Origin of the sequence: Corynebacterium sp. MSK047, assembly GCF_030232285.1 — a bacterium.
Taxonomy (GTDB): domain Bacteria; phylum Actinomycetota; class Actinomycetes; order Mycobacteriales; family Mycobacteriaceae; genus Corynebacterium; species Corynebacterium jeikeium_D.
In genome coordinates this window covers 90,051-114,749 of sequence record NZ_JASPJI010000004.1, presented here as the reverse complement: position 1 = coordinate 114,749, position 24,699 = coordinate 90,051, and the positions used below count along the sequence as shown (strand labels likewise).

The following is a 24,699-nucleotide window of genomic DNA, read 5'->3' as shown; positions in this document are numbered from 1 at the left end:
TTTTCGGCCAATCCCTCAACTATTTGCGGTACTCGGGTTTAGTATTGCGTACGGTCGCCACCACAACGGGCGTCGTTAAGCGAAAACGTACACACTTTGAGCACACACTGAGACGCGGATATAACCTATGCCAACAAAGCACCTAAAATTTACGGGATCGACAGGCGAGACTCTGGCTGCATCGATTGATTTGCCCGACGGTAAGCCACGCGCGTGGGCACTATTTGGTCATTGCTTCACGTGTAATCGGATGGTGCCCGGCGCGTCACGCACCTGCAAGGCGCTGGCGAAGAAGGGCATTGCGGCATTCCGGTTCGACTTCACTGGCCTCGGGCAGTCCACTGGTGATTTCGGTGAGACGACGTTCCAGACCAACATCGATGACCTTAAGGCCGCCTACGAGTTCATGGAGGCAGAATTTGAGGCCCCCTCGCTACTGATTGGGCACTCGCTCGGTGGCGCAGCGGCGCTGAACGCCGGCCACGATATGCCGAAAATCAAGGCGGTAGCGACAATCGGTGCACCCTTCGATCCGGCACACTCGATTGTGCGCATCGCCGGTGACATTTCGACGGTCGATGAGCACGGCACGCAGGTTCTGCAGATTGAAGGTCGTGGCATTCCCATCTCCCGTGAGTTCTTGGAAGTGTTGGCGGACTACAACCCGGAGGTTTATCTCAGCCAGCTGCGCAAGCCACTGCTTATTCTGCACTCCCCGACCGACCAGACTGTTGGTATCGATAGCGCCCAGAAGATTTTCCAGGTCTCTCGCTATCCAAAATCCCTGATGAGCTTGGATCGCGCAGACCACTTGCTCACTCGCGCTAAGTCCGCCGCGCGCGCTGCTGACCTGATTTATGCGTGGGCGGATAGCTATCTTGCGGAGGCTGAATAGCCCTGTTATCATTAGGGGTTATGGACACAACTGAACACTCTGGCCACTCACACGGCCACGGTCATTCACACGGCCATGACCACGCTCATATTGACCCCGCGAATACTCCTGCCCGTCGCCTGCTCGCAGCTGCGGGTCTAACTCTTGTCGTATTTCTCGCCGAGCTCATCGGCGGCTTGGTCTCGGGTTCACTGGCGCTGCTGGCAGATGCCGGCCATATGGTGACGGACTCCGCAGGCCTGCTTATGGCAGTTGCCGGTTTGGCTATCGCCCAGCGCGGAGCCAATCACCGCGCGACGTACGGGTACCGTCGTGTTGAGGTTCTGACTGCTCTCGTCAACGGTCTGACAGTTTTCATCATTGCCGCTGTGATTCTCTGGGGCGCAATCCGGCGATTCGGGTCAGTGGAGCAATCTGAGATTCAAACCACGTCGATGCTCATCATCGCAGTCATCGGCCTGCTCACCAATGTGATTGCGGCGTTTCTGCTCGCCGGCGCTGCCAAGGAAAGCGTCAACGTCCGCGGCGCGTATCTGCACGTGCTTGTCGACGCCGCTGGTTCGGTCGCCGTCATTATCTCCGCTATCGCTATCGCATACACCGGCTGGACTGCCATCGACTCGGTGGTCTCTATCGTGATTGCGCTCTTCATCGTCCCCCGAGCCGCCGTTCTGGTGCGCGACTGTCTCCACGTGTTGCTGGAGTACACCCCGAAGGGCGTCGACACTGAGAGAATCACTGCTGACCTGTCTGACTTGGACGGAGTGGTCGATGTCCACGATCTCCACGTCTGGTCCCTCAACGGCAGCGACCTACTGGCATCTGTCCATCTCGTGCGCTGCGACACGCTCCCCAACGGCGACGAGCACGCATTGCTCGACCGCGCGCAGGCACTGCTTCACGACGTCCACGGGATTGAACACGCCACGGTGCAAATTGAAAGAACCGGGCACGCTGACCACGAGTACCCGGCTCATACCTAAAATGTTCGGCTAGTAGCTGAAGTAAGATGCTAGCCCTCGAGCTGCTCCCCTAGCTCCAGCCACTCCATCTCCAGCTCTGCCTTCTGCTCAACCACCTCCGCAGCACGGCGATCGAGGTCCGCCAGCTTTTGTGTGTCCAAGTTGGCTACATCAGCACTCGCTTCCGCCATCTGCGCATGCAGCTTACTTTCCTGCTCGCTCAGCTTCGCCATCTTCCGTTCCAGGGCGCTCATCTTCTTATGGAGAGCATGAGCCTCCGCCGCCGAGAGCTTCGAGGCATCCTCCTCTGAAGCTGCGCCACGGGTCTGCGGACTACCGGCATTTGCTTGAGAGGCCCCGCCACCTGCACCCCTGTCAGCCAGCTGTGCGCGGCGCTGGAGGTATTGACCAATCCCACCTGGCAGGTTCGTCAGCTCACCATCGCCGAAAAGGGCCCAGGTCGAGTCGGCAATACGCTCAATCAGGTAGCGGTCGTGCGAGATGACCACCAGCGTGCCCGGCCAATTGTCCAGCAGGTCTTCCAATTCCTGCAGCGTGTCAATGTCCAGGTCATTGGTCGGCTCGTCGAGCAGCAGGAAGTTCGGCTCACTCATCAACACACGCGTGAGTTGCAAGCGACGGCGCTCACCACCGGAAAGGTCTGCGATTGGAGTGCGTTGCCGTTTCGGGGAAAATCCCAATCGCTCAGCCAGTTGCGAGGCGCTAATCTGCTTCTTGCCCAGGTCAATATAGGTCGCGACGTCCTCCACAGCGTCGAGCACACGCATATCCAGCGGCAGATCATCGAGCTCCTGTCGCAGCCAGCCCAGGCGCACCGTCTTGCCCTCAATTCGCTTGCCATCGCTTAGGGGGTAGTCTCCCGCCAACGCACGCAACAAAGTCGTCTTACCCGAGCCGTTAACACCGACCAGGCCGATGCGCTCGCCGGGGGCCAGGCGCCACGTGACGTCGTTAAGCAATTCTCTACCGTCGGGCGTTTCCAGGGACGCATGCTCCAGCTCCACGACCACCTTGCCCTGACGACGCTGCGAAAACGCCATCAGCTCCACAGAATCGCGCGGTGCTGGCACATCAGCTATGAGCGCCTCGGCGGCTTCGATGCGGTAGCGAGGCTTCGAGGTGCGGGCCGGCGCACCACGGCGCAACCACGCGAGTTCCTTGCGCGCGAGGTTCTGACGACGCTGCTCGGCGGCATCGGCCTGGCGCGCACGCTCGGCACGCGCGAATGTCCAGTCGTTGTAACCGCCATCGTAAAAATCGACGGTACCGTCGTGGACTTCCCACGTCTTCGTGGCAACGGTATCCAGGAACCAACGATCGTGCGTGACGACGACCAGGGCTGCCCGGCGCGAAAGAACATGATCGGCCAACCACTGCACACCCTCAATATCGAGGTGGTTCGTTGGCTCATCGAGAATGAGCAGATCCAGATCGCGGACCAGTGCGGCCGCCAGGTTAACGCGACGGCGCTCACCACCGGAGAGATTGGCGACATTGGTATCCATACCGAGGTCATTGATACCGATGCCATCGAGGACCTCGCGGATGGAAGCGCTACCCGCCCACTCGTGTTCAGCGAGGCCGAGCGGTGCGATGACGCATTCAAACACGGTGGAGTTCGGGTCGAGCTCCGCGCCCTGGGTAACATGCGCCATGGCCATGTCGTTGGCTCGCGAAATACGTCCGGAGTCCGCCGGCTCCACGCCTGCCAGAATCTTTAGCAGTGTGGACTTGCCGCCACCGTTCAAACCGACAACGCCGATGCGGTCGCCCTCTTGAACGCCGAGGCTGACTCCATCGAGCAGAGTCTTGAGCCCGAAGGACTTAGAAATATTCTCGCAATTAATCAGATTCGCCATGATGAGTATTAATTGTGCCCCATTCGACGTTGCCAAGCACACGCCGGACGTACCAGGCCACCGGCAGCTCATCAAACTGCTCTCGGGTTACCCATCTGAACTCCGGATGCTCGCCACTGAGCTGAACAGTCTGCATGTCATCAGCCTCGCGCACTAGAAAGGTCACCGTGTGGAAGCGGAAGTTCTCCCCGCCCAAATCTGGATTGGAAAAGTGCGCAAACTCGCTGACCTCGGCTGCATCGAGGCCGGCCTCTTCACGCAGTTCGCGCACAGCGGCCTGCGCTGGCTCTTCCCCGGCATCGAGCTTGCCACCGGGCAAATCCCACTGGCCGCCGAGGAAGCCCTCGTATTCACGCAGCAGAAGCAGCAATCGGTCACCGCGGAAAACTATGCAGTTGCACACCCAGCCGTCGTCGTCAGGCCAGAACTTAGTCCAAGCCAAGCCGCGCGGTTCGCGCCGGCCGATCTCGGCCCCACTGGGGTTGTCATCACAGTGCATGAAGGGTGTTCCTGCCTTTGTAAGTGCTGCTTTTTGGCTCTCTTTTAGACGCTTCTTCCCACTTTAGCGGTGAGCTCACCACAAAAGGGTGTACTAGATGGATTCACCAATGAGGCTTGGTGAATGCCAGTAATTTATAATTCACGGATATTCTTTTGCCACTAAATTTTCCTGGTGCAGCGACAACACTTCGTCACGGCGCTTTTAGTTATTGAAAGAACTCCCCTACCTCTATGCCTCGTCCAGTAAAGCATCCCGAGCAGTATGTACCGGCTCTCGACGGAATCCGTACCATCGCCGTCGCACTCGTAGTCCTCTACCACCTGGCAGTGCCGGGCTTCGGCGGTGGTCTACTCGGTGTCGCTGTCTTCTTCACTCTGTCGGGCTACTTGATCACCACAAACCTGGCCAATTCCAAGCTGCGCCACGACACTTTCCGCCTAAAGACCTTCTGGTTCCGACGTTTCCGGCGACTCCTACCCGCCGTAATCACCACGCTGATTTCGGTTATGTTCCTCACCATCGCGTTTCGTCCCGAGGACGCCGCCAAGACTGGTTGGCAGGCACTGTCCGCGCTGTTTTACATGAACAATTGGCATACCATCGCTGCCGGTGAATCCTACTTTGATAAGTTCGCCGGTCTCGGCCCACTGGATCACATGTGGTCACTGTCCATCGAGGAACAGTTCTACATCATCTGGCCCATCATCCTGGTTGTGCTCTTTGCTGTACTGCGCGGTCGCCGTCGTATCGTCGCCGCTACCATCGCACTGACAGTCGCATCGTTCGCGCTGATGTGGGGGCTGGCATCCGCCGGCGCCGACCACACGCGCATCTACGAGGGAACAGACACCCGCGCAGGTGGGCTACTACTCGGCGCGGCACTCGCTATCGCCCTTGCTTTCCGACGTCACGAAGGCGTCACCGCAACCTTGAACCGCGGCCTGTCCGGGCTGCTGGGCTTAATCGGTCTCGCCAGCATTCTTGCGCTGGCCACGCAGACTTCGCAGCGGGGACTCTTCCTCTACCAGGGCGGTCTCATCCTCGTGACCATTGCGAGCGTGCTGGTTATCATGGCCGGATTGAATCGCGAGAGTCTCTTCAGCCGAGTGCTAGGAGCCGCCCCATTGCGTTGGCTGGGTGAGCGTTCCTACGGTATCTACCTCTGGCATATGCCCATCATTGCTTTCCTTCCCCGCCAGTGGCTGCCGGGGACTGCAGAGAGCCCCCTTGTCGCCTGGGCCAGCAGCACACTCGTATTCGGCGGTTCTATCCTGTTGTCCGCCATCAGCTGGGTGGTGCTGGAAGACCCGATTCGTCGTCACGGCATTGTCGAGCCGTTACGTGAACGCCTACAGGCACGCCGTGCACGCCGTGCTGGTAACGAGGACGCCAAGGAGTACGTGCCCCACTACATGGGCGCCATTCCCGCGACCTCGACTATTACGATGCTGGCACTGATTGTCATCGGTGCACCATTGCTTCTCAGCGGTACTGACAACCGTGGCGGTAGCAATGCTGGCGCTAGTGTAGCCATGGAACTGCCGAAGGACGCTTCGGAGAAGTCTAAGGCGGGCAGCAAATCAGCTGGGGGTACGAAGACTTCCGAGGATGCGCGGATGCGCTGCACAACAGTCGTGCATGTCGGCGACTCGACCTCCATTGGGCTGTTCGACCCGTACCAGATTCCGGAGGGAGCCGACACCGGGTTCCAGACTTACCTCGACCGTGGCGCAAACGAAGTGACAGACAGCGTATTTGGTGCCCGCGCGACCAACCAGGGTTACCAGGACTACCCTTCCGCCGTTCAGTCGGTCACCGAATTGCTGAACATGGGCCAGGATGAGGATACCTGCTGGGTCATTGCCACGGGTGTCAACGACGCGGCGAACTACGCTGCGCTGCCAGATTACGGCTACGAACAAAACCCTGAGGAAATCAAGGCAAATATCCGCACCATGCTGGACCTCCTCGAGGGGCAGATGGTCATGTGGAACACGGTCGGCACTTATCAGCCGGCAGACAGCTACTACGACAATGCCAACATGAAGCTGTTTAACAAGCTGTTGAAGGAAGTCGCCAAGGAATACCCGAATGTCGCGATTTGGGATTGGGCCTCGGAGGTATCGGAGCACAACGATTGGTTCATCCCTGGCGATGGCACACACTTCCTGCCGGAGGGTAACGCCGAGCGTGCGAAGCGCTTCGCCAGCGCTTTGGCCCATGCCTTTCCCGCGGACGGCACAGGCCACAAACCAGCTAAGAAGATTGTCAACAGCTAGTTCAGCTAGTTTTAGCGAGTGGCCTCAGCGAGGCGAACGAAGTCGGCAATTTCGAGCTTCTCTCCTCGCTGCTTCGGGTCAATTCCCGCTGCTATAAGCGCCTCTTCGGCTGCGGCACCAGATCCGTAAATCCCCGATAGGGCCGCCCGGAGGGTCTTGCGGCGTTGCGCAAAAGCAGCGTCGATAAGCGGGAAGAGGCGCGCGCGGAACTGCGGCGAGATTTCCCACGGGGCCTCGGGGGCACCGAAGACATCGGGAGTCTCTGGAGCGTCGGAGCGGGCGTAGCAGTCAATGCGCACGAGCCCGGAATCAACCTTGGGGACCGGCCAGAAGACGTGCGGGCCAATGGCGCCGGCGCGACGCACTGTGCCGTAGTAGGCGGCCTTGACACTGGGAACACCGTAAATCTTGGAGCCCGGCTGAGCCGCCAGCCGGTCAGCGACCTCAGACTGAACCATCACAAGCACGCGGCGGATGGTAGGTAGCTCGGCAAGCATGTGCAGCAGCACCGGTACAGAAACGTTGTATGGCAGATTGGCGACCAGAGCATCTGGGGCAGTCTGAAAGTCCTCGCGGCTGACCTTCAGCGCGTCTTTCTCAATGAGCTCAAGTGCGCAGCCTTCGGCGCGCTCATTGACTGTCTGGGGCAGACGCTCCGCCAGCCGCGGATCGATTTCAACAGCCGCGGCGCGGCCGCAGTGTTCGAGCAGCCCGAGTGTCAGCGAGCCCAAGCCGGGGCCAACCTCAACAGGGTAGGAATCCTCCGGCAAGTCCGCCGCAGCGACAATTCGACGCACGGTGTTGGCGTCGTGGACGAAGTTCTGCCCCAATTTCTTCGTCGGGACAATATCCAACTGCGCCGCCAAGTCGCGTACTTCGACCGGCCCCAAGAAAGAAACTTCTGCTTTAGTCACAGTTAGATACTACGGGGTCAACGCAAAAAATAGGTTTAGCTCGTTATGACTAGACGGAACTAGCTTTAACGAAGCCCCATGGAAGCGGTGCAAGCGGGCCAGGCTCCCCAACCCTGACCAGCCTGGACGCGCTCAGCGACAGCAATCTGCTGCTCGCGGGAAGCCTGCGATGCGCGCGGTGCATACTCAGTACCGCCGTAAGCTGCCCAGGTGGAATCGGTGAACTGCAGACCACCGGAGAAACCGTTACCGGTATCGATAGCCCAGTCGCCGCCGGACTCGCACTGAGCCAGCTGATCCCACACACCGTAGCCGGCAGCCGGAGCCGCAATGCGGGACTTAGTGCCCTGGCGGATAGTGGAGATACCCGGAGCCTTTAGCTCCTTTTCTTCCAGGACCTCGCGTCCGAGCTCTTCACCATCGCGAGACGTGACCTTGACCTGACGCTCTACCTGGCCCGGCTCACCCTCCTGCTCAACGATGCGCTCGTCTTCGAACATCGAATCATCTTCAATGATGTTCTCGTGAGCTGGAATCTCCTCAGTCTCGGTGATGGTTTTATCAATCAAACGAGACAGAGCGATGCGCATCCCCTCGGTGACCGGAGCATCCAGACCCGGCTCGACGGTGTCATCTTCACGCAGCTCAATGCCACGCTGAGCCAGCACATCACCGACGGTCATAGCCGGGACAGTAAGGTCGATGTCCTTGGCATCGTCGTGAAGCACAATATTCTTGGCTCGAACGACGTCGAGTTCGACCCCCTTAGCGGAAATCTCGCCCTTTTCGACCTCGACCTTGTCCTTATCGGAGATGAGCCCCTGCTTCTTCAGACCTTCAATCAGCTCATCGGTAGTGATGGCATTGGTCTTGTGCTCCTGCGGCTTGCCATCGACGATCATCGTGACCGGCTTGGCAGAGCGGTAGACCAGCTTGCCACCGTCCGTGAGATCACCCTGACGCTGAACCAGGTCGCCACCGGTGGTTTCAACACCAGCCTTCTGCAGAATGGCCTTGTCATCCTTGGACCAGGTTGCGATTTGCTCAACCTTGCCGTCGATTTCGACGGTGATGGTGTCATAGTTGGACGCTGCGACAGTGCCACCCAGAGCAACAGCAGCGACCAGACCGCCTGCGGCGATCTTGGACGAAGTGGAAACTCCGTCGTTAGCACGATTGAGATGACGCTTCTTCGCAGCACTCACGGGGTTCGTCACAGCCTTTCGGAGGATGGGCAGTTAGCAGATGAAAGAAATACAGTTTGTAACAGTACGGTAAAGATTCAGTGTTGTCTAAAATATATCGATAAAAGTGACGGGAAATACAACAAACCGCCCCGGCTGCATTTCCGCAGCTCAGGGGCGGCAATACGCCAGCACGTGCTTAAATGCCGTACACCCGACGTGCGTTATCCGTCAAAATCTGCGCCATCTCTTCCGCCCCGATTTCTCGGGCCGCAGCCATCGCACGTGCCTGATGACCGATAAAAGTGGACTCGTTGCGCGCACCTCGGAAAGGCTCTGCAGTCATGTACGGGGCATCGGTTTCCACCAGCAGCTGCTCCGCCGGCGCCTCAGCCACAGCCTGCCGCAGGTAATCATTGCGTTTGAAGGTCACGTTGCCGGTAAAACTCAGCAGGTAACCGCGTGCAATGGCTTCGCGGGCAACCTCGATAGGCGAAGAGAAACAGTGCAAAATGACCGTATTGTCGTAGCCGTCCAACGCCGCCATCAGATCTTCATCGGCGTCGCGGTTATGAATCATCAACGGCTTGCCGACGGTTGCTGCGAGCTCCATATGCCACTGCAACGCAGCCAGCTGTTCGCTCTTCGACGCGCAGCCGTCGAGAGAATCCAACCAGTACCAATCCAATCCCGTCTCCCCCACGGCCACGACTCTGGGGTCGGCAGCCATTTCGGTCAGACGGGCCTTGGCGTCGTCGTCAAGCTCGTGTGCGCGCGTCGGATGGATGGCGGCGGCGGCCCAGACGTTGGGGTGCGCGTGCGCGGCGGCAAAGGCCAGTTCGGTTTCCGGCATGCCGTCGCCGACCGTGCAGACTCCGACGACGCCCGCTGCGGCGGCCCGGTCCATGAGAGCCGCAATCTCCTCCGGAGTTTGCGCCCCACAGGACGCGAGATGCGTGTGGGCGTCAAACAGCGGAGTGAGATACTCCGCGGGTTCTGCAATCTTGCGTTTGCGCTTTCCCATACCTCTACTGTGCCCCTACTTCACCTGTGCCCACTCAGGGCCGTGCTCAGCCAACTCAGCGTCGAGCTTGGTGAAAATCGGCTTCGGCTTGGCCAGCGCCGTACCCGGCTCAATGTCGAAGCGACGCCAGGCGGCCTTCTGATTGACGTAGTCACCAGTGATGATTGGGTAGCTCCTGCCCTCTGCCGGCAGGTCAGCGCCGACCGGCTCGACCGGCATGTCGTCCTGGACTTCCTGCACTTCCGGCATTGCGGCCCAGATCCCCTCGCCGCCCAGGGTCTCGAAGACCTTCTGCGCGCTTTCCGGCAGGTACGGGGTCAGCAGCACATTGGCATCGCTGACTACCTGCAGTGCTGTCCACAGCACGGTGGCCAGGCGCTCGCGCTGAGACTCATCCTTGGCTAGCTTCCACGGCTCCTGCGCAGCAATGTAGGCGTTGGCCTCTCCGACCAGGTGCATTGCGGCAGTGATACCAGCGCGGAAGCGGGACAGTGCGAGTGCGTCGCCGACCTCGGCGAAGGAACGCTCAGCCAGGTCGAGCAGTTCACGGTCAGCGTCGGTGAGCTCGCCCGGAGTTGGCACCTCACCGAAGTTCTTGAAAGCCATGGACACGGTGCGGTTGACCAGGTTTCCCCAGGAGTTGGCCAGCTCGTTATTCACGCGGCGGACAAACTCATCCCAGGTGAAGTCGGTGTCCTGGTTTTCCGGACCAGCCATGGCGATGAAGTAGCGCAGCGGATCCGGACCGAACTCCGCCAGGAAATCCTTCACATAGATGACAACGCCCTTGGAAGAGGAGAACTTCGAGCCCGACATGGTCAGGTACTCCGAGGAGACGACCTCCGTCGGCAGGTTCAACTCACCGAGCTCCCCGACCTCGCCTCCGCGGGAGCCTTCGCCACGGTAGCCCAGCAGCTCAGCCGGCCAAATCTGGGAGTGGAAGGTGATGTTGTCCTTGCCCATGAAGTAGTAGGACAGCGCCTCCGGGTCATTCCACCACTTGCGCCACGCTTCCGGGTCACCGATGCGCCAGGCCCACTCGATGGAAGCGGATAGGTAACCGACGACGGCGTCGAACCAAACGTAGAGTTTCTTGGTTCCGTTTTCCGACCAGCCCTCCAGCGGAATCGGCACACCCCAGTCAATATCACGGCTCATTGCACGCGGACGGATGTCCTTCAGGATGTTCAGGGAGAACTTCAGCACGTTCGGGCGCCAGTCCTTGCGCTCCTGCAGCCACTCGGTCAAGGCCTCTGCCAGAGCCGGCAGGTCTAGCAGGAAGTGCTCAGTTTCAACGAATTTCGGGGTCTCGCCGTTGATTTTCGACACCGGATCAATCAGATCGGCCGGGTCAAGCTGGTTACCGCAGTTGTCGCACTGGTCGCCGCGGGCACCGGAAGCGCCACAAATTGGGCAGGTACCTTCGATGTAACGGTCCGGCAGGGTGCGACCGGTCGACGGGGAAATCGCACCCATCGTGGTCTGCTTGACCATGTAGCCGTTTTCGTAGAGTCCGCGGAAGAGCTCCTGGACAACGGCGTAGTGGTTGCGCGTGGTTGTGCGCGTAAACAGGTCGTAGGAAAGCCCCAGACCCGCGAGGTCCTGCACAATCTGGCGGTTGTAACGGTCGGCCAATTCCTGGACAGAAACGCCTTCCTTCTCTGCTTGCACAAGCAGTGGCGTGCCATGCTCATCAGTACCGGAGACCATCAGCACGTCATTGCCAATCATTCGCTGGTAGCGAGCGAAAACGTCCGAGGGGACTCCGAAACCTGCAACATGGCCGATATGTCGCGGACCGTTAGCGTACGGCCACGCAACTGCTGTGAAAATGCGAGACATATCTAACAGGGTAATAGATGACCTACCATCACGATGAACTGTGCCCTCATGAAGTCTTCCAAGAACTGTCCCCTAGCGTCATCGCGCGCTCGCGCAGTCACTACGCTTATGTCCTATGTCCACTCGGTCCACCTCCTCCGACTCGGCCGCTGACTTCACTTCGCGCGCGACCACTGCGCTAGCACGTCTTATCACTGCCGGTCATCGCCCCGCCGCACTCATCGGCTCCTGGTTCGGTTATCGCGCAGTTCTCGCCGCCAACGTCGAGCTCACCGCCTGCGATTCGACAGCGCTTTTCACCAGCCCCGGCTCCGATGCGTGGATATTTGGGTTCCGCCCCTACTCCGGCACCAGCGCGCACGGGGTCGCTGCCTGCGTCGCACTGCTTGCCGACGACGGCACGTGGCATTTCGACGGCCCCGGCGCCGGTGACCCCTTAAATCCGGATTTCCAAGCTCTTCAGGAGGCCATCACTTACTCGCACGAAAACACGCGTGACGACGCGCTCCCCGCGGCCTCACCACTGGAGTGGGATCAGGGCGACCGCGGCCGTCACCAGCGTGCGGTGGAGAACTGTAAGGAGGCAATTGCCGCAGGCGAGGTGTATCAAACCTGCATTTCCACACGCTTTCACGCGGGGCTGAATGCGGAATCGGGCACGGACGTCGATGTGGACAACGCTGCACTAGCCCACGCCGGCGCGTGGTTTTCCTCCCGCGTGGCGCGGTATCAGCCGGCTCGAGCAGCATTCTTGCCCGGCAACCTCGATGCTCGAATTCCAATTTTGGCCTCGCTGAGTCCTGAGGAGTTCCTCATTCGCGCGGGCACAAGCGTGACTGAAACTCCGATCAAAGGCACGATTCCCGCTGACCGGTCCCCGCATGAGCTGTTGCGCAGCGATAAGGATGTCGCCGAGAACATCATGATTGTCGACCTGGTGCGCCACGACCTCGGCCAGGTGGCCAAAACTGGCACTGTGAAGGTCACGGATCTGCTCAGTGTGCGTCCGGCACCGGGCGTGTGGCACCTGTTTTCCACAGTTTCCGCGGAACTTCCCGATCAGCTCAGCCACGCTGAGCTGATCGATGCCTGCTTCCCACCGGCCTCAGTCACCGGTACACCGAAGCTGCGAGCAATTGAGCTTCTGCGCGAGTGGGAACCCGAGCCCCGTGGCGCTCACTGTGGCGCGATTGGTGCGGCCCACGGGGATGCACTTGAGCTCAATGTCGCCATTCGTACCGCTGAGTATGCAAAAGACCCGAACTCGGGGAGAGTTCGGGTCGAAGCTGGCATCGGCGGTGGCATCACCATCGGGTCTACGCCCGAGGGCGAATGGGCCGAGATTGAGGCCAAGGCCGCACCGCTGCTGTTGGAAAGCTAGTTGCGCAATTTACGAGCACGGCGGCGTTCGCGCTGTTCGGCCGCTTCCGCCAAGCGGCGCTCGCGAGCCATGCGCAGGGCAAACTGACGCTGTTCCTTGTCATCGAGGTACATCGGATCGTCGGAAAGCCCCTTAACCAGCGCCACCATCAGCGCCAAGATAACAATGACGAACGGGCTTGCCGCCAAAATGGTGATGTTCTGCAGGTTGGACAGGGCATCGCTGCCGCCGGTGACCAATAGGACAATCGCAATCAGAGCGGTGAAAATACCCCACATAGCAGTGACCGTGCGCGATGCTGTGAGTCGACCGAACTGGCTCATGGTGCCCATCACCGTGGAGGCGGAGTCCGCCGAGGTAATGAAGAAGGTAGCCAGCAGAACCATTGCGATGACGGAAGTAATCGCGCCACCCGGCAGGGATTCCAGCAGGTTGAACAGCTGGCTCTCAGCCGAGCCGTCGCCATAGATGGAAGCACCCTGCTGCTCACGAGTAATGGCGGTGCCGCCAAAGATGGAGAACCATACGGCAGAGACAATCGACGGAACTGCGACGACGGTGAAGACGAACTCACGGATAGTACGGCCGCGAGAAATACGTGCGATGAACATACCGACAAACGGCGACCATGAGATCCACCAGGCCCAGTAGAAAATTGTCCAGGAAGAGAGCCATTCACCGGCGGTGCCGTCAGCGGAAGCACTGGAGCGGGAGGCCATCTCAAAGAAGGAATCCAGGTAGCTGCCAATAGAGGTCGGAATCAGGTTCAGAATCACCACGGTAGGGCCGAGGACCAACACCAGCAGAGCCAGCAGACCTGCGGCAACCATGTTGAAGTTCGAGATGTACTGAATTCCCTTGCCCACGCCCGACAGTGCAGAGACCAAGAAGGCACAGCCCAGAACGAGAATAAGACCAATCCACAAAGGTGCGCCCTTGATGGCGTTGAACCCGTTGATTTCCAAACCGGCGGAAATCTGAAGTACGCCCACACCGAGAGAGGCTGCCGTACCGAAGACGGTGGCAAAAATCGCAAGCGCGTCGATAAGCTTGCCCAACCGCCCCTCAGCGCGACGCGCGCCGATGAGCGGGATGAACGCCGCCGAAATCAGCTGCTTTCGGCCGAGGCGGTAGGTCGAGTAAGCAATTGCGAGACCGACGATGGCGTAGAGCGACCACGGGTGCAGAGTCCAGTGGAACATCGTCGAAGCCATGGCGGTACCGACTTCCTTCGGCTGGTGGCCCGGCACGCCATCGCGATAGAAGGTCAGCGGCTCAGCGACACCGTAGAACATCAGACCGATGCCCATACCGGCGGCGAACATCATCGCAATCCAGCTAGGCGTGGAAAACTCTGGTTTCTCGTTGTCCTTGCCCAAGCGGATGTGACCGAACTTGGAAATCGCGATGGACACAATGAAGAAGACAAAGACGGTACTGGCCAAGATAAACAGCCAGCCGATGTTCTCCACGACCCAGTTCAGAGAGCTAGATGCAAACGTCGAGAAACTATCCGGCCACGCCAGGCCCCAGACGATGATTGCCAGAATTGCGACAACGGCGGGGATGGTAACCCCGAGGTTCACGGGAGCGTGAGAATCGTCGGCCCTGACTTCGCCGACGACTGACTCCCCTACTTCTTGTTGTATTTCATGCTCTGGTGGATTCGTCATTCCTCCACCATGTCCACCATTGACCTGGGATTTCAACTTAGAATGCGGGTTTTCTCAGGTTTTCTTCATTTTTCCCAGCTTGCAAAAACTGCCAATAATGGCGTTTACCCTGTTCACTGTCGTGCGCTGGGCATTTCCTGGCACAAAGTAACAATCGCCTAACGATTTTCCTCGCGAGCAGCCAAAACCGCCTGATAGAGATCACGGTGCTTTGTCATTCCAGCCTCCGCCGCAGCCTGCTTCGCGGCATCCTTCAACCGCATGCCATCAGCCACGAGCTCCTCCACGCGGTCAACTAGGTCCTCCGTGGATACCTCCGTCGCCTGCTGCCCCGCGCCCTCAATCACCACCGTAATTTCTCCGCGGACACCTTCTTCCGCCCACGCAGCCAGCTCTCCCAGCGTCGCGCGGCGAGTCTCTTCAAAGCGCTTGGTCAACTCACGGCTTACCGACGCGCGCCGCTCCTCACCTAAAATCTCCGCGGCATCCGCCAACGTGGCAGCCAATCGATGCGGCGACTCAAAGAAACAACAGGCTCGCTTCTCTGTCTTCAGTGATTCCAACCAGGCCCGGCGCGCCCCCTGTTTACGAGGTGCAAAGCCATCGAAGCAGAAGTGGCCGACACCCAAGCCGCTGAGAGCCAATGCGGTAGTCACCGCGCTCGGTCCCGGTACGCAGGACACCGGCACACCCGCGTCGTGAGCAGCCGCCACCACAGCCAGGCCGGGGTCTGACACCACCGGCATCCCCGCATCGGTCACCACAATGACTTTCTGTCCCGCCTTCGCCGCCTGAATCAGCGACTCAGTGCGGCTCTCTTCGTTGTGATCGAAGTTCGAAACAAACTTCCCCTTGGGGGAAATGCCCAGCGCTGTGGCTAGGTTGCGCGCCCGCCTGGTGTCTTCCGCGGCGATGATATCGGCGTCGATAAGCGCACCGCGCAAGCGGTCGGAGGCATCGGCTATATTGCCCAGCGGCGTTGCCACCAGAGTGATGCCGGGAGCCAGCGTCGTAGCCTCGCTGAGGGGCTCGTTCTCGTGCGGTTGGAAGTTCGATGCCGAATGCGTCATGATTCCATAGCTTAAACTGACATTCGTGACCGATGCCGCTTTAACCCCACCACCGGAAACCGAGCGCCGCGCGAAAAAACGTTTCCTGCGCCCGATTCCCCCGGTTCCCCCGCTGCCGCCACTGCGGCGGTGGGACAAATGGGATACCGCCACTTTTGTGGTTCTCGGAATCGTCGCAGCGCTAACGCGTTTCATCGGGCTTGCTGCCAAGACCGACAATGGCACCCCGCTCTTCGACGAAAAGCACTATGTGCCACAGGCCTGGCAGATTCTGGAGTCCACGCGCGACCCCATCTCATCTGGCATTGAGGACAATCCCGGCTACGGTCTGATTGTGCATCCGCCAGTGGCCAAGCAGGTCATCGCCTTGGGCGAGTGGATCTTCGGTTATTCACCAATGGGCTGGCGATTTATGTCGGCGGTGTGTGGCACGCTGGTCATCCTGCTGCTCATGGACATCGTCCGACGCATCTCTCGCGGCTCGCGGTTGGCGGTGGGTATTGCTGGTCTCTACGCGCTTGCCGACGGAGTGCTGTTTGTCTCCTCTCGGGTCGGCATGCTGGACATGATTCAGACCTTCTTCATCATCGCGGCCGCGTGGGCACTTCTCATTGACCAGGCCGATGCCCGCAAGCGCCTGGAATCCGCCACGGAGCTAGGTAGTTTCGGCCCCTATCTCAGTTATCGCTGGTGGCGACTGCTCGCCGGCATCATGCTGGGGCTTGCCACCGGGGTGAAGTGGTCCGGTCTGTACTACATGGCCGCATTCGGCCTGTGGTCTGTCTTCACGGATCTGGTGTCACGCAAGAATGCCGGTGCGGACAAGCCCATGCTCGGCGCGCTCGCCCGCGATACCGCCCCGGCGTTGCGTGATCTGGTGGTGGTTCCGCTGGGCGTTTACTTCTTAAGTTGGCGTTCCTGGTTCGCCGAAGAAACGTCGGTCTATCGCCATGTCTCGCCCGAAGACCGCGATACGGGACTTCCCGGCACCGGCTGGCTTCCCGAGGCCGTGCAGAACTACCTGCACTACCAAAACAGCGTGCTGAAGTTCCACGCCGAGCTGACCACCTCTAATGGCCACAAACACCCTTGGGAGTCCAAGCCCTGGGAGTGGCTGGTCAGCTGGCGCCCAATGCTCTACTACTCCACCGAAACCACCTGTAGTGGCGGCCAGGAGTGCAAGGGCTGGATGATGCTCTTTGGCACCCCGCCCATCTGGTGGTTGCTGGTCCCCGTGGTCCTGTGGGCCACATGGCGCTGGCTCGGCCGCCGCGACGGCCGCTACGCGCTGCCAGTCATCGGGTTCCTCGCCTCGTGGCTGCCGTGGGTCATCGGCTACGACCGTCAGATGTACTTCTTCTACGCCACCGCGCTGATTCCATTCGTACTCATCGCCTTTGCTCTGCTTGCCGACGATCTCTCACACTGGCGGCCCCGCGATAAGCCGGTGGGGTTGGTAATCGTTGGCACGCACGCCGCACTAGTGGTGGCCGCGTTTGTGTTCTGGCTGCCGATTTTGACCGGCTACCCGCTGCCTCTCAACCACTTTGAATGGCGGTTCTGGTTGCCGTCCTGGAGCTAGTCCCGCTGTGGCGGCACGCCTGTGACCGGCAACCCGGAGGCGGCTCGCCATGCCTGTGCGATTGCCGTCGGCGTATAACCGCCCAGCCACACAACGGCCAGCGTCAAAGCGGAGACAAACATCAAGGCCAGGCCAGCGATCTCTGATGCTCCCTGAGCGCCGATGAGAATGTCACGAATACCAAAACCGATGCTGAACGTGGCGACGGCACCGTAGACCGGCGCCATGCCCATGGCAGCGCGTGGCCGCCAGGCAGCCCAGAACAATCCCACTGCCAATGCAAGCCGAATTGCCGCGAGTTGGATGGCAAGGCGTGCTCCGAGCTCCATTGGGTCAACAGTGGCAGTGGAACCGTCGATAGGCGCTTCCGTGCTTGTTGCGATTCCTGCACCGTCCTGCGGCTGCGTCGAGGAAAGTCCGAGCGTCATCATGCCGGAGGCGTCGACCAGTGTCGCAATCCCCCAGACCGCCCAGCAAAGGCCCAGTGCAATGAGCACCCCGCGGGCGGTGCCGGCCATGAGCAGCCATGCGCGCTCACGCCGGCGGCGCTCCGGTTCGATGGAGACCAAAATGCGCTCCGAGAGATCATCCGTGGAAATCTCCGGCATACCATCGGCAGGCCCAACCGTAAGGGCGCGGTTCAGCCGCACCGCTCGCTCGTACCAAGCTCGGCACTCCTCACAGGCCCCAAGATGGGCATCGATGACTTCATCGGCAATGCTTGCCTGCTCGCCATCGAGGCGAGCTGACAATGCTGCGCGAATTTCCTCGCACTCCACGGGGGATCTCCACCGCCTTTAACTCTTAAGGGGGTTGTACCTAATGAGGTCTTACCTGATGAACTGCCTGTCCAAACTGAAACGGCCAGCCCCGAAAACGAAAATCATCACCAGCCCACCGATGAGTGACATCACAAGCTCTGCACCGTTGTCGCGGATAAACAGGCCATTGCCCAAGTGCATCGACCACCAGGCACCAATCATCTCAATGATGAAGACCATCGCCACCGTCGGTGCCAAGAGTCCCAGAATCAGCAACGCGCCTCCGACCAGTTCGACTAGAGCGACAACCCAGACCGTCAAGTGCGCCTGCGGGATATTCGCGGCGACAAAGTAACCGGTCGTCTTGTCGATACCGGTGATAAAAATCTTGTCCCAGCCATGGCAGATGAAGATAATTCCGAGTATCAGGCGGAGAATCACGAGCGCGATATCGCGCATTACCGGTCGATCCATGAGGGACATGCTACCCGACGGCACGGTCAAAACACGGTAGCACTGCGGCTGCGAGAGGCCAGCGACTTAAACATGCAAAAAGGCTTCTCCCAACCCCTCGGGAGAAGCCTTCCGCCAAACACACCCGGTGTGTCATGTCTTAGGTAGTGACATCGTAACAGGCCGAGTTTCTAACAAAAAATCGCGCTGACGTGCTCAGACAACTTTAAGGTTGTTCTACGGCTCAGTTCACAGGACTAGCTCACACGAGCCTGTGGCATTTCGTCATAATCGTCGTCATCAAAGCGGTAGTCAGTGTAGGCCAGATCTGCGAAATCCGGGTCCTCATCATCAAGCTCGACCACTACCGCGCCCGGACGGCGCAGACGCTGTGGAATTCCCAGCTCATCATCCTCGCGGTTACGCACGCCGAGGCGGGCCATCTTCATACGGCGAATTCGGCGAGCCCGCAGTTCCTGCTCTGCACGCACGGTGCGGCGCAGGTTGACCAGGTACAGGGTCATCAAGCCGACACCGACCAGTGGAATCCACCAGGTCCAACCACCGGCGAAAGCAGCGATGATGACCGTGACCGCGATGAACGCTGCCAGCCCAGCAACCGAACGGCGGCGGCGGGCAAAGCGAGTCTCAGCGTACTGGGCATCCGAAATCGGATCGAACCCACCACGACCACGGCGCTTCTCAGCGAACGCGTAATCATCTTCGGTCAAGGTGTCATCGACAGCGACTGCGTCATCGTTGGACTCGACACTGTGGTCGCTGTCGTCCTCGCCGGTCTCGTCGGGTTCCGCCTGCTCGTCTACGGTGTCTGCTGCCTCTTCAGTCTCAGAGAGAGCCTCAGCGTCCGCGTGCTCAGCGTCAGCCGCGGCACCGGAATCAGCGTCAGATTCAACGGCATCTTCGAACATCAAGTCATCGGCGTCGACAAACTGACGGCGAACGTCAACGCTCACATCGGAAGAGGACTCATCTGCACGAACCACGTCACCTTCGGCGGAGGCAACGGCGGAGTCAGATTCAGCATCCTCGTCATTAACGACAGCCTGCAGCGACTGGTCTGCAGACTCATCATCGGACACGTCCATGTCAGAGCGGTCAGAAGACTCAGCAGTGGCTTCCTCGGTAGCGGAATCATCCGCCTGCGGGGTCTCCTCTTCTGCATCTGCCGCTTCCAGCTCGTAGACGATATCGCCGTCAACGACGGCCGGGTCGGCCGCCTCGTCCACGGTGTCGTCGATAAGCACGTCGCTGACATCGAAGTCATCGTCGACCTGCGCGTCAACGGTTTCGAGAGAATCGTCGACTTCTTCGGCCACGCGCACGTCCGACTCCTTAAAAGACGGACGGCGGCGCGTCGTGGCCAACTCCTCGCCACCACGATGCAGCACGCGGGTCTTACCAAGCGCATCGGAGGTACGACGGATCGGCTTGCGCGTATTGACCACCAGCGGGGCCAGCACAAACAGCCACAGTACAACGATGAGTATCAGCAACAGTGAAGTTGACATATTTTGTGTCTCCTTGCGATTTCGCCCGGGGTTTCGCCGTCTCTCCCCGGCCCAAATACGCCACCCACATGCCCTTCCACAGAGGCATTTGCGAAGGCAGTCAGCGTATCTAGAGCGAATTCGCCCAATAGTAGAGTTGTCATCACCCTATCGGCGTGTGTTACTCAGACTACTCAGGCGCGCCGTTGCGGTGGGTATTTCTCCGCCTCTTCATATTGCGCGCGACCACTCGCCACGATGAGGTCCACTGCACTGTCCTCCCCCACCCGCGCATAGGTCAGATGATCGCGCCACGCGCCATCCATATGGAAGGCTTCCCGCGCCACGCCTTCGTACTCGAACCCACAGTTTTCCAGCACGCGTATCGACGGGACATTGCTGTCCAACACAGTCGCTTCAATTCGGTGGACGCCAACTCTCTTGGCATAATCCGACGCCAACGCCACTGCCGCAGTGGCGACCCCTCCACATGTAAAGCCGCTGCCGACCCAGTAGCCAATCCATGCGTGAGCGACGGGGAAAGGCGTAATACCGCCGAGTGTGAGCATGCCGGCGAACTGGCCGTCTACCTCAATGGTGGAGACAATCATGTCTCCCGCAGCCTCTGAACGACGCCAACTGCGCAGGTTACGGCGGAAAACAGAAGCCCTGTGGGCGTTATCCCAGTCGTCCTCGAGGGTTGGCTCCACGGGGCGCAAAATGGGCTCGTCGCGCAGCCGCAGTGCCCGCCATGCAGAGGCATCAGAGCGCTCTGGCACACGCAGGCGGACTCGGCCGCCACTGGTTACTAGACGAGAAGTACGCACAGCAACAATACTCGCGGTAGTGGAGTGAGGTTAGGCCTGGCGCGCCATGAACAGCACGTCAACTACATCTCCCGGACGCACGTGCAGCACGTCTTCCGGAATCACGATGAGGCTGTTGGCTTCCGACATACCGGCCAAAAGGTGGGCTTGCGCACCGCCGGAACCTCCCAGCGGCTGCACCATGTATTCGCCGGTCTCGCGGTCACGCATGAGCTGGCCACGGATGTAGCCACGGCGCTTCTCCGCCGACTCAATCGGGCCGACAGCACGAGCGGTGACAGCGCGGCGGCGGGGATTGCGCTTACCCAACGCCAGCCGAATGAGGGGACGAACCATGACCTCAAAAACGACCAATGCGCCGACCGGATTCGACGGCAGGAGGAACGTTGGAATCTTGTCATCTCCCAGCAGACCAAAGCCCTGGACTGAACCAGGATGCATAGCGATGCGGGAAACATCAACCTCGCCCAATTCAGCCAGCACACGGCGAATCTGCTCACCCGCGGCACCGCCGACAGCCCCCGTGATGACCAAAAGCTCACTGCGAATGAGCTGGCCTTCGATGATTTCCCGGATGCGACGGGGCTCACCGGTGGCAATACCCACTCGGTGTACCTCAGCCCCAGCATCGCGGCCGGCTGCTGCCAACGCGTAGGAGTTGACGTCGTAGACCTGACCGAGCCCCGGCGTGCGGTCAACATCGACCAACTCATTACCAATGGAAATCACGGACATACGCGGCTTGGGGTGCACCAAAACCTTCGAACGCCCCACCGCTGCCAGCAATCCAACCTGTGACGGCGAAATCACCGAGTCCAAGGACACCGCCACGTCACCCGGCTGCACGTCGTCACCGACCTTGCGCACAAAGTCACCGGAGTAGACCGGATGGAGAACATTAACTCGACGGCCACCGCGGTCGGTCCAGTTTAGGGGCACGACGGCGTCGGCAAGCGATGGCAGCGGCGCACCAGTTTGTACGCGCACGGCCTGCTTCGGCTGTAGCCGCATCGGGTGATGCGAACCCGCTGTCACCTCACCGACAACAGGTAGCTCAACCTCGCGAAAATCAACATCACTCTGACGCGCATCCGGAGGTAAAGAACCAGATTCGCCGACGATATCGACAGCGCGCACCGCATAACCATCGATTGCTGACTGCACGAATCCCGGTAACGGCTGCTCAGCGATGACATCCTCAGCGCACAGCATGCCGAGGGATTCCGAAATAGCAACGCGCACAGGATCAGGCATCACAGCGTGTGCGGTGATTGCCGCCAACTGTTCTTCCACAGAACGCATGTTTTACCTTCCTCGGCACCAACCCGCGGTGCGCTTTATGGCTATTCAGCTTCTCAGTACAAGCCTCTATAAAAAGGCTTTAAGCCTGTTCATCCTGCGCCAGACGCTGCTGCATGTAGTCGCGCAGCCCCTCGCCGTAGTCCGGATGCCTGAGTCCAAAGTCTACGCAAGCACGAATGAAGCCACCAGGATTTCCCAGGTCATGGCGGAACCCCTTGTGAACGACCACATGAACCGGATGCCCCTCTTGAATCAGCAGCTCAATTGCATCGGTGAGCTGGTATTCGCCGCCCTTACCGCGCGGGATGCGACGCAGCGCATCGAAGATGGCGCGATCGAGCAAGTAACGTCCGACTGCAACGAAGTTGGATGGAGCATCCGCAGGGTCCGGCTTTTCCACCATGCCCTTGACTCGCTTCACATCGTCCCAGGCATCAGCGTCGGCCGCGTCAGCACCGAGCTCACCAGACTCCGCCGGGGTGGCGTCCTCAATATCGAAGACACCGTAGTTGTAGACCTCTTCATGAGGAATTTCCAGCGCACACAGCACCGAACCACCAAAGCGCTCGCGCACTTCCGTCATCCGATCCATCACGCCCACTGGGAGCACGAGATCGTCGGGAAGCATGACAGCAACGCTGTCTTCATCGTCTTCGAGCAGCGGCTCTGCGACCAGCACCGCATGCCCCAGGCCCAGCGGTCGATCCTGGACAACGGATTCGACGCGGATAACCTCGGTGGCGCGGCGTACCTTCGCTGCAATTTTGTCCTTGCCGCGCTCGGCGAGAGTCTGCTCAAGGTCCGGGCGCGGGTCGAAGTGCCCAAGCACGCCATCCTTACTCGGCGCTGTGACAATAGCCAGGCGTTGCGCACCAGTGGCGGCGGCCTCTTCAGCAATCATCTCGATGCCCGGCGTATCAACTACGGGCAGCAATTCTTTCGGCACTGTCTTGGTGGCAGGCAAGAATCGCGTACCCATGCCCGCGGCAGGAACGATGACAGTTCGAACCGGAGTAGTCATGTCCGAACCAGACTCTTTAGACGATGAGACCATAATGGCAACGATACCTATATAACTTCCATTTGCTCGGAGGCTGACCCCGCTTTTTCAACGCATTAATCAGAAATTTTCTCCTGCGCTGACGACAGAGGTCGCTCCCCTACCTGACAGAGTAGGTTTGCAGGTATGGCTCCGCTTCCCGAAACCACGTCTGATTTCAAAGCCCGCACACGGCACGAGGTACTCGCCGCACGCGCCGCCAAGGGGCAGCGTGAGCGCATGCTTGACGACGAAGCACTGGTACAGCGGTTGCAAGAATGGTTATCCAACACCGTCGGCGACCTCGCAAAACCTGTCATTGCCGCTTATGTCCCCGCTGGTGACGAACCCGGCGCAAGCGTTTCTAGTTCGACTGGCGGTAAGCCCGGCCAGGGCTTTGTGGAGGCTCTGGCAAACGCGGTTTCTGGAGCACGAATTCTGCTTCCCGTCTGCCCGCCCGGTCCACCACAACCGCTGCACTGGGGTTACTACAACGGCAGCTTCCACAAGGGCCGATTTGGACTCTTGGAACCTGTTTCGGTGGAAAGCGCCGCCGGCCCGGAGGAGCTAGTTGCCGCCGACGCCATTATTCTGCCGGCAGTTGCGGCCGACCCCGCAACCGGGATGCGGTTAGGGCGTGGCGCTGGTTATTACGATCGCAGCTTGGTTTTCGCTCGACGCGACGGTGATACGGGTGGAGCGAGAGCTGCGGTGATCGCTGTTGCGGTTTTCGACACCGAATTGCGCACGGACCTCGCCTACGATGAGCACGACGTTCCCGCCGATTATGTGATCACGCCAGCGAGGATTTCACAGATTTAATGGAACCGATTCCGGGATTTTCGCGCCTAACTTAATATGAGCCCAAAATATTCGTCCCGGTTTCCGCGTCCATTCCGAAAGCTCCGCCCCACAACTATTCGGCGGATGGTTGCCCTCACTGTTTTCCTATGCGCAGTCGGCCTGGCGGCGGTGGAGTCATTGACACCCCGCAGCGGCCATATTCGGGTAGTGGTTAGCGCCAAATCCATTGCCGCTGGCGCATCGGTGGCAGAACAAGATGTGGCTTTCAAGGACATTCCCCGGGAGCTCGTTCCCGGTGGAGCCGTAACGGACATCGCCTCTGTGCGGGGACGCACCCTGGCCACCGGCATGTCACCGAGAGAGATAATTACAGAGCAGCGAATGGTCGGCCCGTCACTTGCCAAGTCGCTGACGGGGACGTCGGAAAGCAAAATTATTGCCATCACGTTGACTGATGCGGGCATTGTGTCCGCTCTTCGCACTGGTGACAGCGTGGATATTGTGTCGACAGCGGATGAGCGCGGGGTGGCGGCGCCGCTTGCACACGGGGCAAGGGTGGTCAACATCGTCGACGATGAGGTGGTCTTGGTCGCTCTGCCCACCGGCGCCGCGGAGGTGGTGGCTGCGACATCGCTAGCATCTCCGCTCACACTGTTACTCGCGGGTTAGTGACCAAAATCTCACTGGTTCAAAGATTTTATGGTCCTGAACAGTGTTTTTCGCAGAAAGTTGACTTGTCCCACAACTTAGTGCGGGGATACAATGGCCAGGCAATTCAAAACTACGATTAGAGCTAAGAAGAGTGGCACTGCCTGAT

The 24,699-nt window shown here is 59.7% G+C and carries 21 protein-coding genes; 7 read left to right on the top strand and 14 right to left on the bottom strand.

The features are described 5' to 3' along the window. The first annotated feature begins 127 nt into the window (after window positions 1-127). Window positions 128-895: an alpha/beta hydrolase family protein gene (locus QP981_RS02605; protein WP_284857788.1), complete on the top strand. Its 768-nt coding sequence runs from the start codon at window positions 128-130 to the stop codon at window positions 893-895. A 20-nt stretch (window positions 896-915) separates the two neighbouring features. After that, complete coding sequence (locus QP981_RS02600) at window positions 916-1,878, top strand: cation diffusion facilitator family transporter (protein ID WP_070706004.1); 963 nt, start codon at window positions 916-918, stop codon at window positions 1,876-1,878. A gap of 29 nt (window positions 1,879-1,907) precedes the next feature. Here the strand turns inward: QP981_RS02600 and QP981_RS02595 are convergent, their stop codons facing one another. Together QP981_RS02595 and QP981_RS02590 are read right to left on the bottom strand one after the other, a co-directional pair. After that, window positions 1,908-3,737 (bottom strand): ABC-F family ATP-binding cassette domain-containing protein, encoded by a 1,830-nt coding sequence (locus tag QP981_RS02595; RefSeq protein WP_284857789.1) that lies wholly within the window; start codon window positions 3,735-3,737, stop codon window positions 1,908-1,910. Further along, window positions 3,721-4,236, bottom strand: coding sequence for an NUDIX hydrolase (locus QP981_RS02590; RefSeq protein WP_284857790.1), 516 nt, complete (start codon window positions 4,234-4,236; stop codon window positions 3,721-3,723). The genes QP981_RS02595 and QP981_RS02590 overlap by 17 nt, the downstream gene beginning before the upstream one ends. Window positions 4,237-4,469: 233 nt before the next feature. On the opposite strand from QP981_RS02590, the gene QP981_RS02585 reads away from it, so the two are divergent. Then, window positions 4,470-6,518, top strand: coding sequence for an acyltransferase family protein (locus QP981_RS02585; protein WP_284857791.1), 2,049 nt, complete (start codon window positions 4,470-4,472; stop codon window positions 6,516-6,518). An 11-nt stretch (window positions 6,519-6,529) separates the two neighbouring features. Here QP981_RS02585 and rsmA read toward each other — a convergent pair whose 3' ends face one another. The 4 genes from rsmA to metG form a co-directional block, all read right to left on the bottom strand. Then, on the bottom strand, window positions 6,530-7,432 hold the full coding sequence (gene rsmA, locus QP981_RS02580) for a 16S rRNA (adenine(1518)-N(6)/adenine(1519)-N(6))-dimethyltransferase RsmA (RefSeq protein ID WP_284857792.1): 903 nt from the start codon (window positions 7,430-7,432) through the stop codon (window positions 6,530-6,532). A gap of 65 nt (window positions 7,433-7,497) precedes the next feature. Next, a complete protein-coding gene (locus QP981_RS02575) occupies window positions 7,498-8,637 on the bottom strand; it encodes a resuscitation-promoting factor (protein ID WP_049193061.1) in 1,140 nt (379 codons plus the stop codon). 178 nt (window positions 8,638-8,815) lie between these two features. Next, a complete protein-coding gene (locus tag QP981_RS02570; protein ID WP_049171274.1) occupies window positions 8,816-9,640 on the bottom strand; it encodes a TatD family hydrolase in 825 nt (274 codons plus the stop codon). 15 nt (window positions 9,641-9,655) lie between these two features. Continuing rightward, entirely contained in the window at window positions 9,656-11,482 is a 1,827-nt protein-coding gene (metG, locus tag QP981_RS02565) for a methionine--tRNA ligase (protein ID WP_048733581.1), read from the bottom strand. A 115-nt stretch (window positions 11,483-11,597) separates the two neighbouring features. Between metG and QP981_RS02560 the strand changes: the two genes are divergently transcribed. Beyond that, window positions 11,598-12,863, top strand: a complete 1,266-nt coding sequence (locus QP981_RS02560; RefSeq protein WP_284797608.1) for an aminodeoxychorismate synthase component I — start codon at window positions 11,598-11,600, stop codon at window positions 12,861-12,863. On the opposite strand, the gene QP981_RS02555 is transcribed toward QP981_RS02560, so the two are convergent. Both QP981_RS02555 and rsmI read right to left on the bottom strand, forming a co-directional pair. Further along, window positions 12,860-14,536 carry a BCCT family transporter gene (locus tag QP981_RS02555; RefSeq protein WP_049193060.1) on the bottom strand — a complete coding sequence of 559 codons (1,677 nt, stop codon included), beginning with the start codon at window positions 14,534-14,536 and terminating at the stop codon, window positions 12,860-12,862. The genes QP981_RS02560 and QP981_RS02555 overlap by 4 nt on opposite strands. Before the next feature lie 158 nt (window positions 14,537-14,694). Next, on the bottom strand, window positions 14,695-15,606 hold the full coding sequence (rsmI, locus tag QP981_RS02550; protein WP_016423259.1) for a 16S rRNA (cytidine(1402)-2'-O)-methyltransferase: 912 nt from the start codon (window positions 15,604-15,606) through the stop codon (window positions 14,695-14,697). Between the two features lie 85 nt (window positions 15,607-15,691). On the opposite strand from rsmI, the gene QP981_RS02545 reads away from it, so the two are divergent. Further along, window positions 15,692-17,188, top strand: coding sequence for a dolichyl-phosphate-mannose--protein mannosyltransferase (locus QP981_RS02545; protein WP_502869559.1), 1,497 nt, complete (start codon window positions 15,692-15,694; stop codon window positions 17,186-17,188). Here QP981_RS02545 and QP981_RS02540 read toward each other — a convergent pair. From QP981_RS02540 to QP981_RS02515, 6 genes are all read right to left on the bottom strand, one after another. Next, window positions 17,185-17,967, bottom strand: coding sequence for a zf-HC2 domain-containing protein (locus QP981_RS02540; RefSeq protein WP_101688063.1), 783 nt, complete (start codon window positions 17,965-17,967; stop codon window positions 17,185-17,187). The genes QP981_RS02545 and QP981_RS02540 overlap by 4 nt on opposite strands. 51 nt (window positions 17,968-18,018) lie before the next feature. Then, the gene (locus QP981_RS02535; RefSeq protein WP_038629133.1) at window positions 18,019-18,423 is read right to left on the bottom strand and encodes a DoxX family protein; all 405 of its coding nucleotides are present in this window, start codon (window positions 18,421-18,423) and stop codon (window positions 18,019-18,021) included. Window positions 18,424-18,659: 236 nt separating this feature from the next. Beyond that, entirely contained in the window at window positions 18,660-19,931 is a 1,272-nt protein-coding gene (gene sepX, locus QP981_RS02530; protein ID WP_070602791.1) for a divisome protein SepX/GlpR, read from the bottom strand. A 173-nt stretch (window positions 19,932-20,104) separates the two neighbouring features. Beyond that, on the bottom strand, window positions 20,105-20,737 hold the full coding sequence (locus QP981_RS02525; RefSeq protein WP_048733595.1) for a GNAT family N-acetyltransferase: 633 nt from the start codon (window positions 20,735-20,737) through the stop codon (window positions 20,105-20,107). A 30-nt stretch (window positions 20,738-20,767) separates the two neighbouring features. Further along, window positions 20,768-22,039 (bottom strand): molybdotransferase-like divisome protein Glp, encoded by a 1,272-nt coding sequence (gene glp, locus QP981_RS02520; protein WP_005511382.1) that lies wholly within the window; start codon window positions 22,037-22,039, stop codon window positions 20,768-20,770. Between the two features lie 79 nt (window positions 22,040-22,118). Then, complete coding sequence (locus QP981_RS02515; RefSeq protein ID WP_016423265.1) at window positions 22,119-23,093, bottom strand: UTP--glucose-1-phosphate uridylyltransferase; 975 nt, start codon at window positions 23,091-23,093, stop codon at window positions 22,119-22,121. Between the two features lie 132 nt (window positions 23,094-23,225). Between QP981_RS02515 and QP981_RS02510 the strand changes: the two genes are divergently transcribed. Continuing rightward, window positions 23,226-23,900 carry a 5-formyltetrahydrofolate cyclo-ligase gene (locus QP981_RS02510; RefSeq protein WP_284857794.1) on the top strand — a complete coding sequence of 225 codons (675 nt, stop codon included), beginning with the start codon at window positions 23,226-23,228 and terminating at the stop codon, window positions 23,898-23,900. A gap of 105 nt (window positions 23,901-24,005) precedes the next feature. Then, complete coding sequence (locus QP981_RS02505; RefSeq protein ID WP_224433571.1) at window positions 24,006-24,551, top strand: SAF domain-containing protein; 546 nt, start codon at window positions 24,006-24,008, stop codon at window positions 24,549-24,551. The last annotated feature ends 148 nt before the right edge of the window (window positions 24,552-24,699 follow it).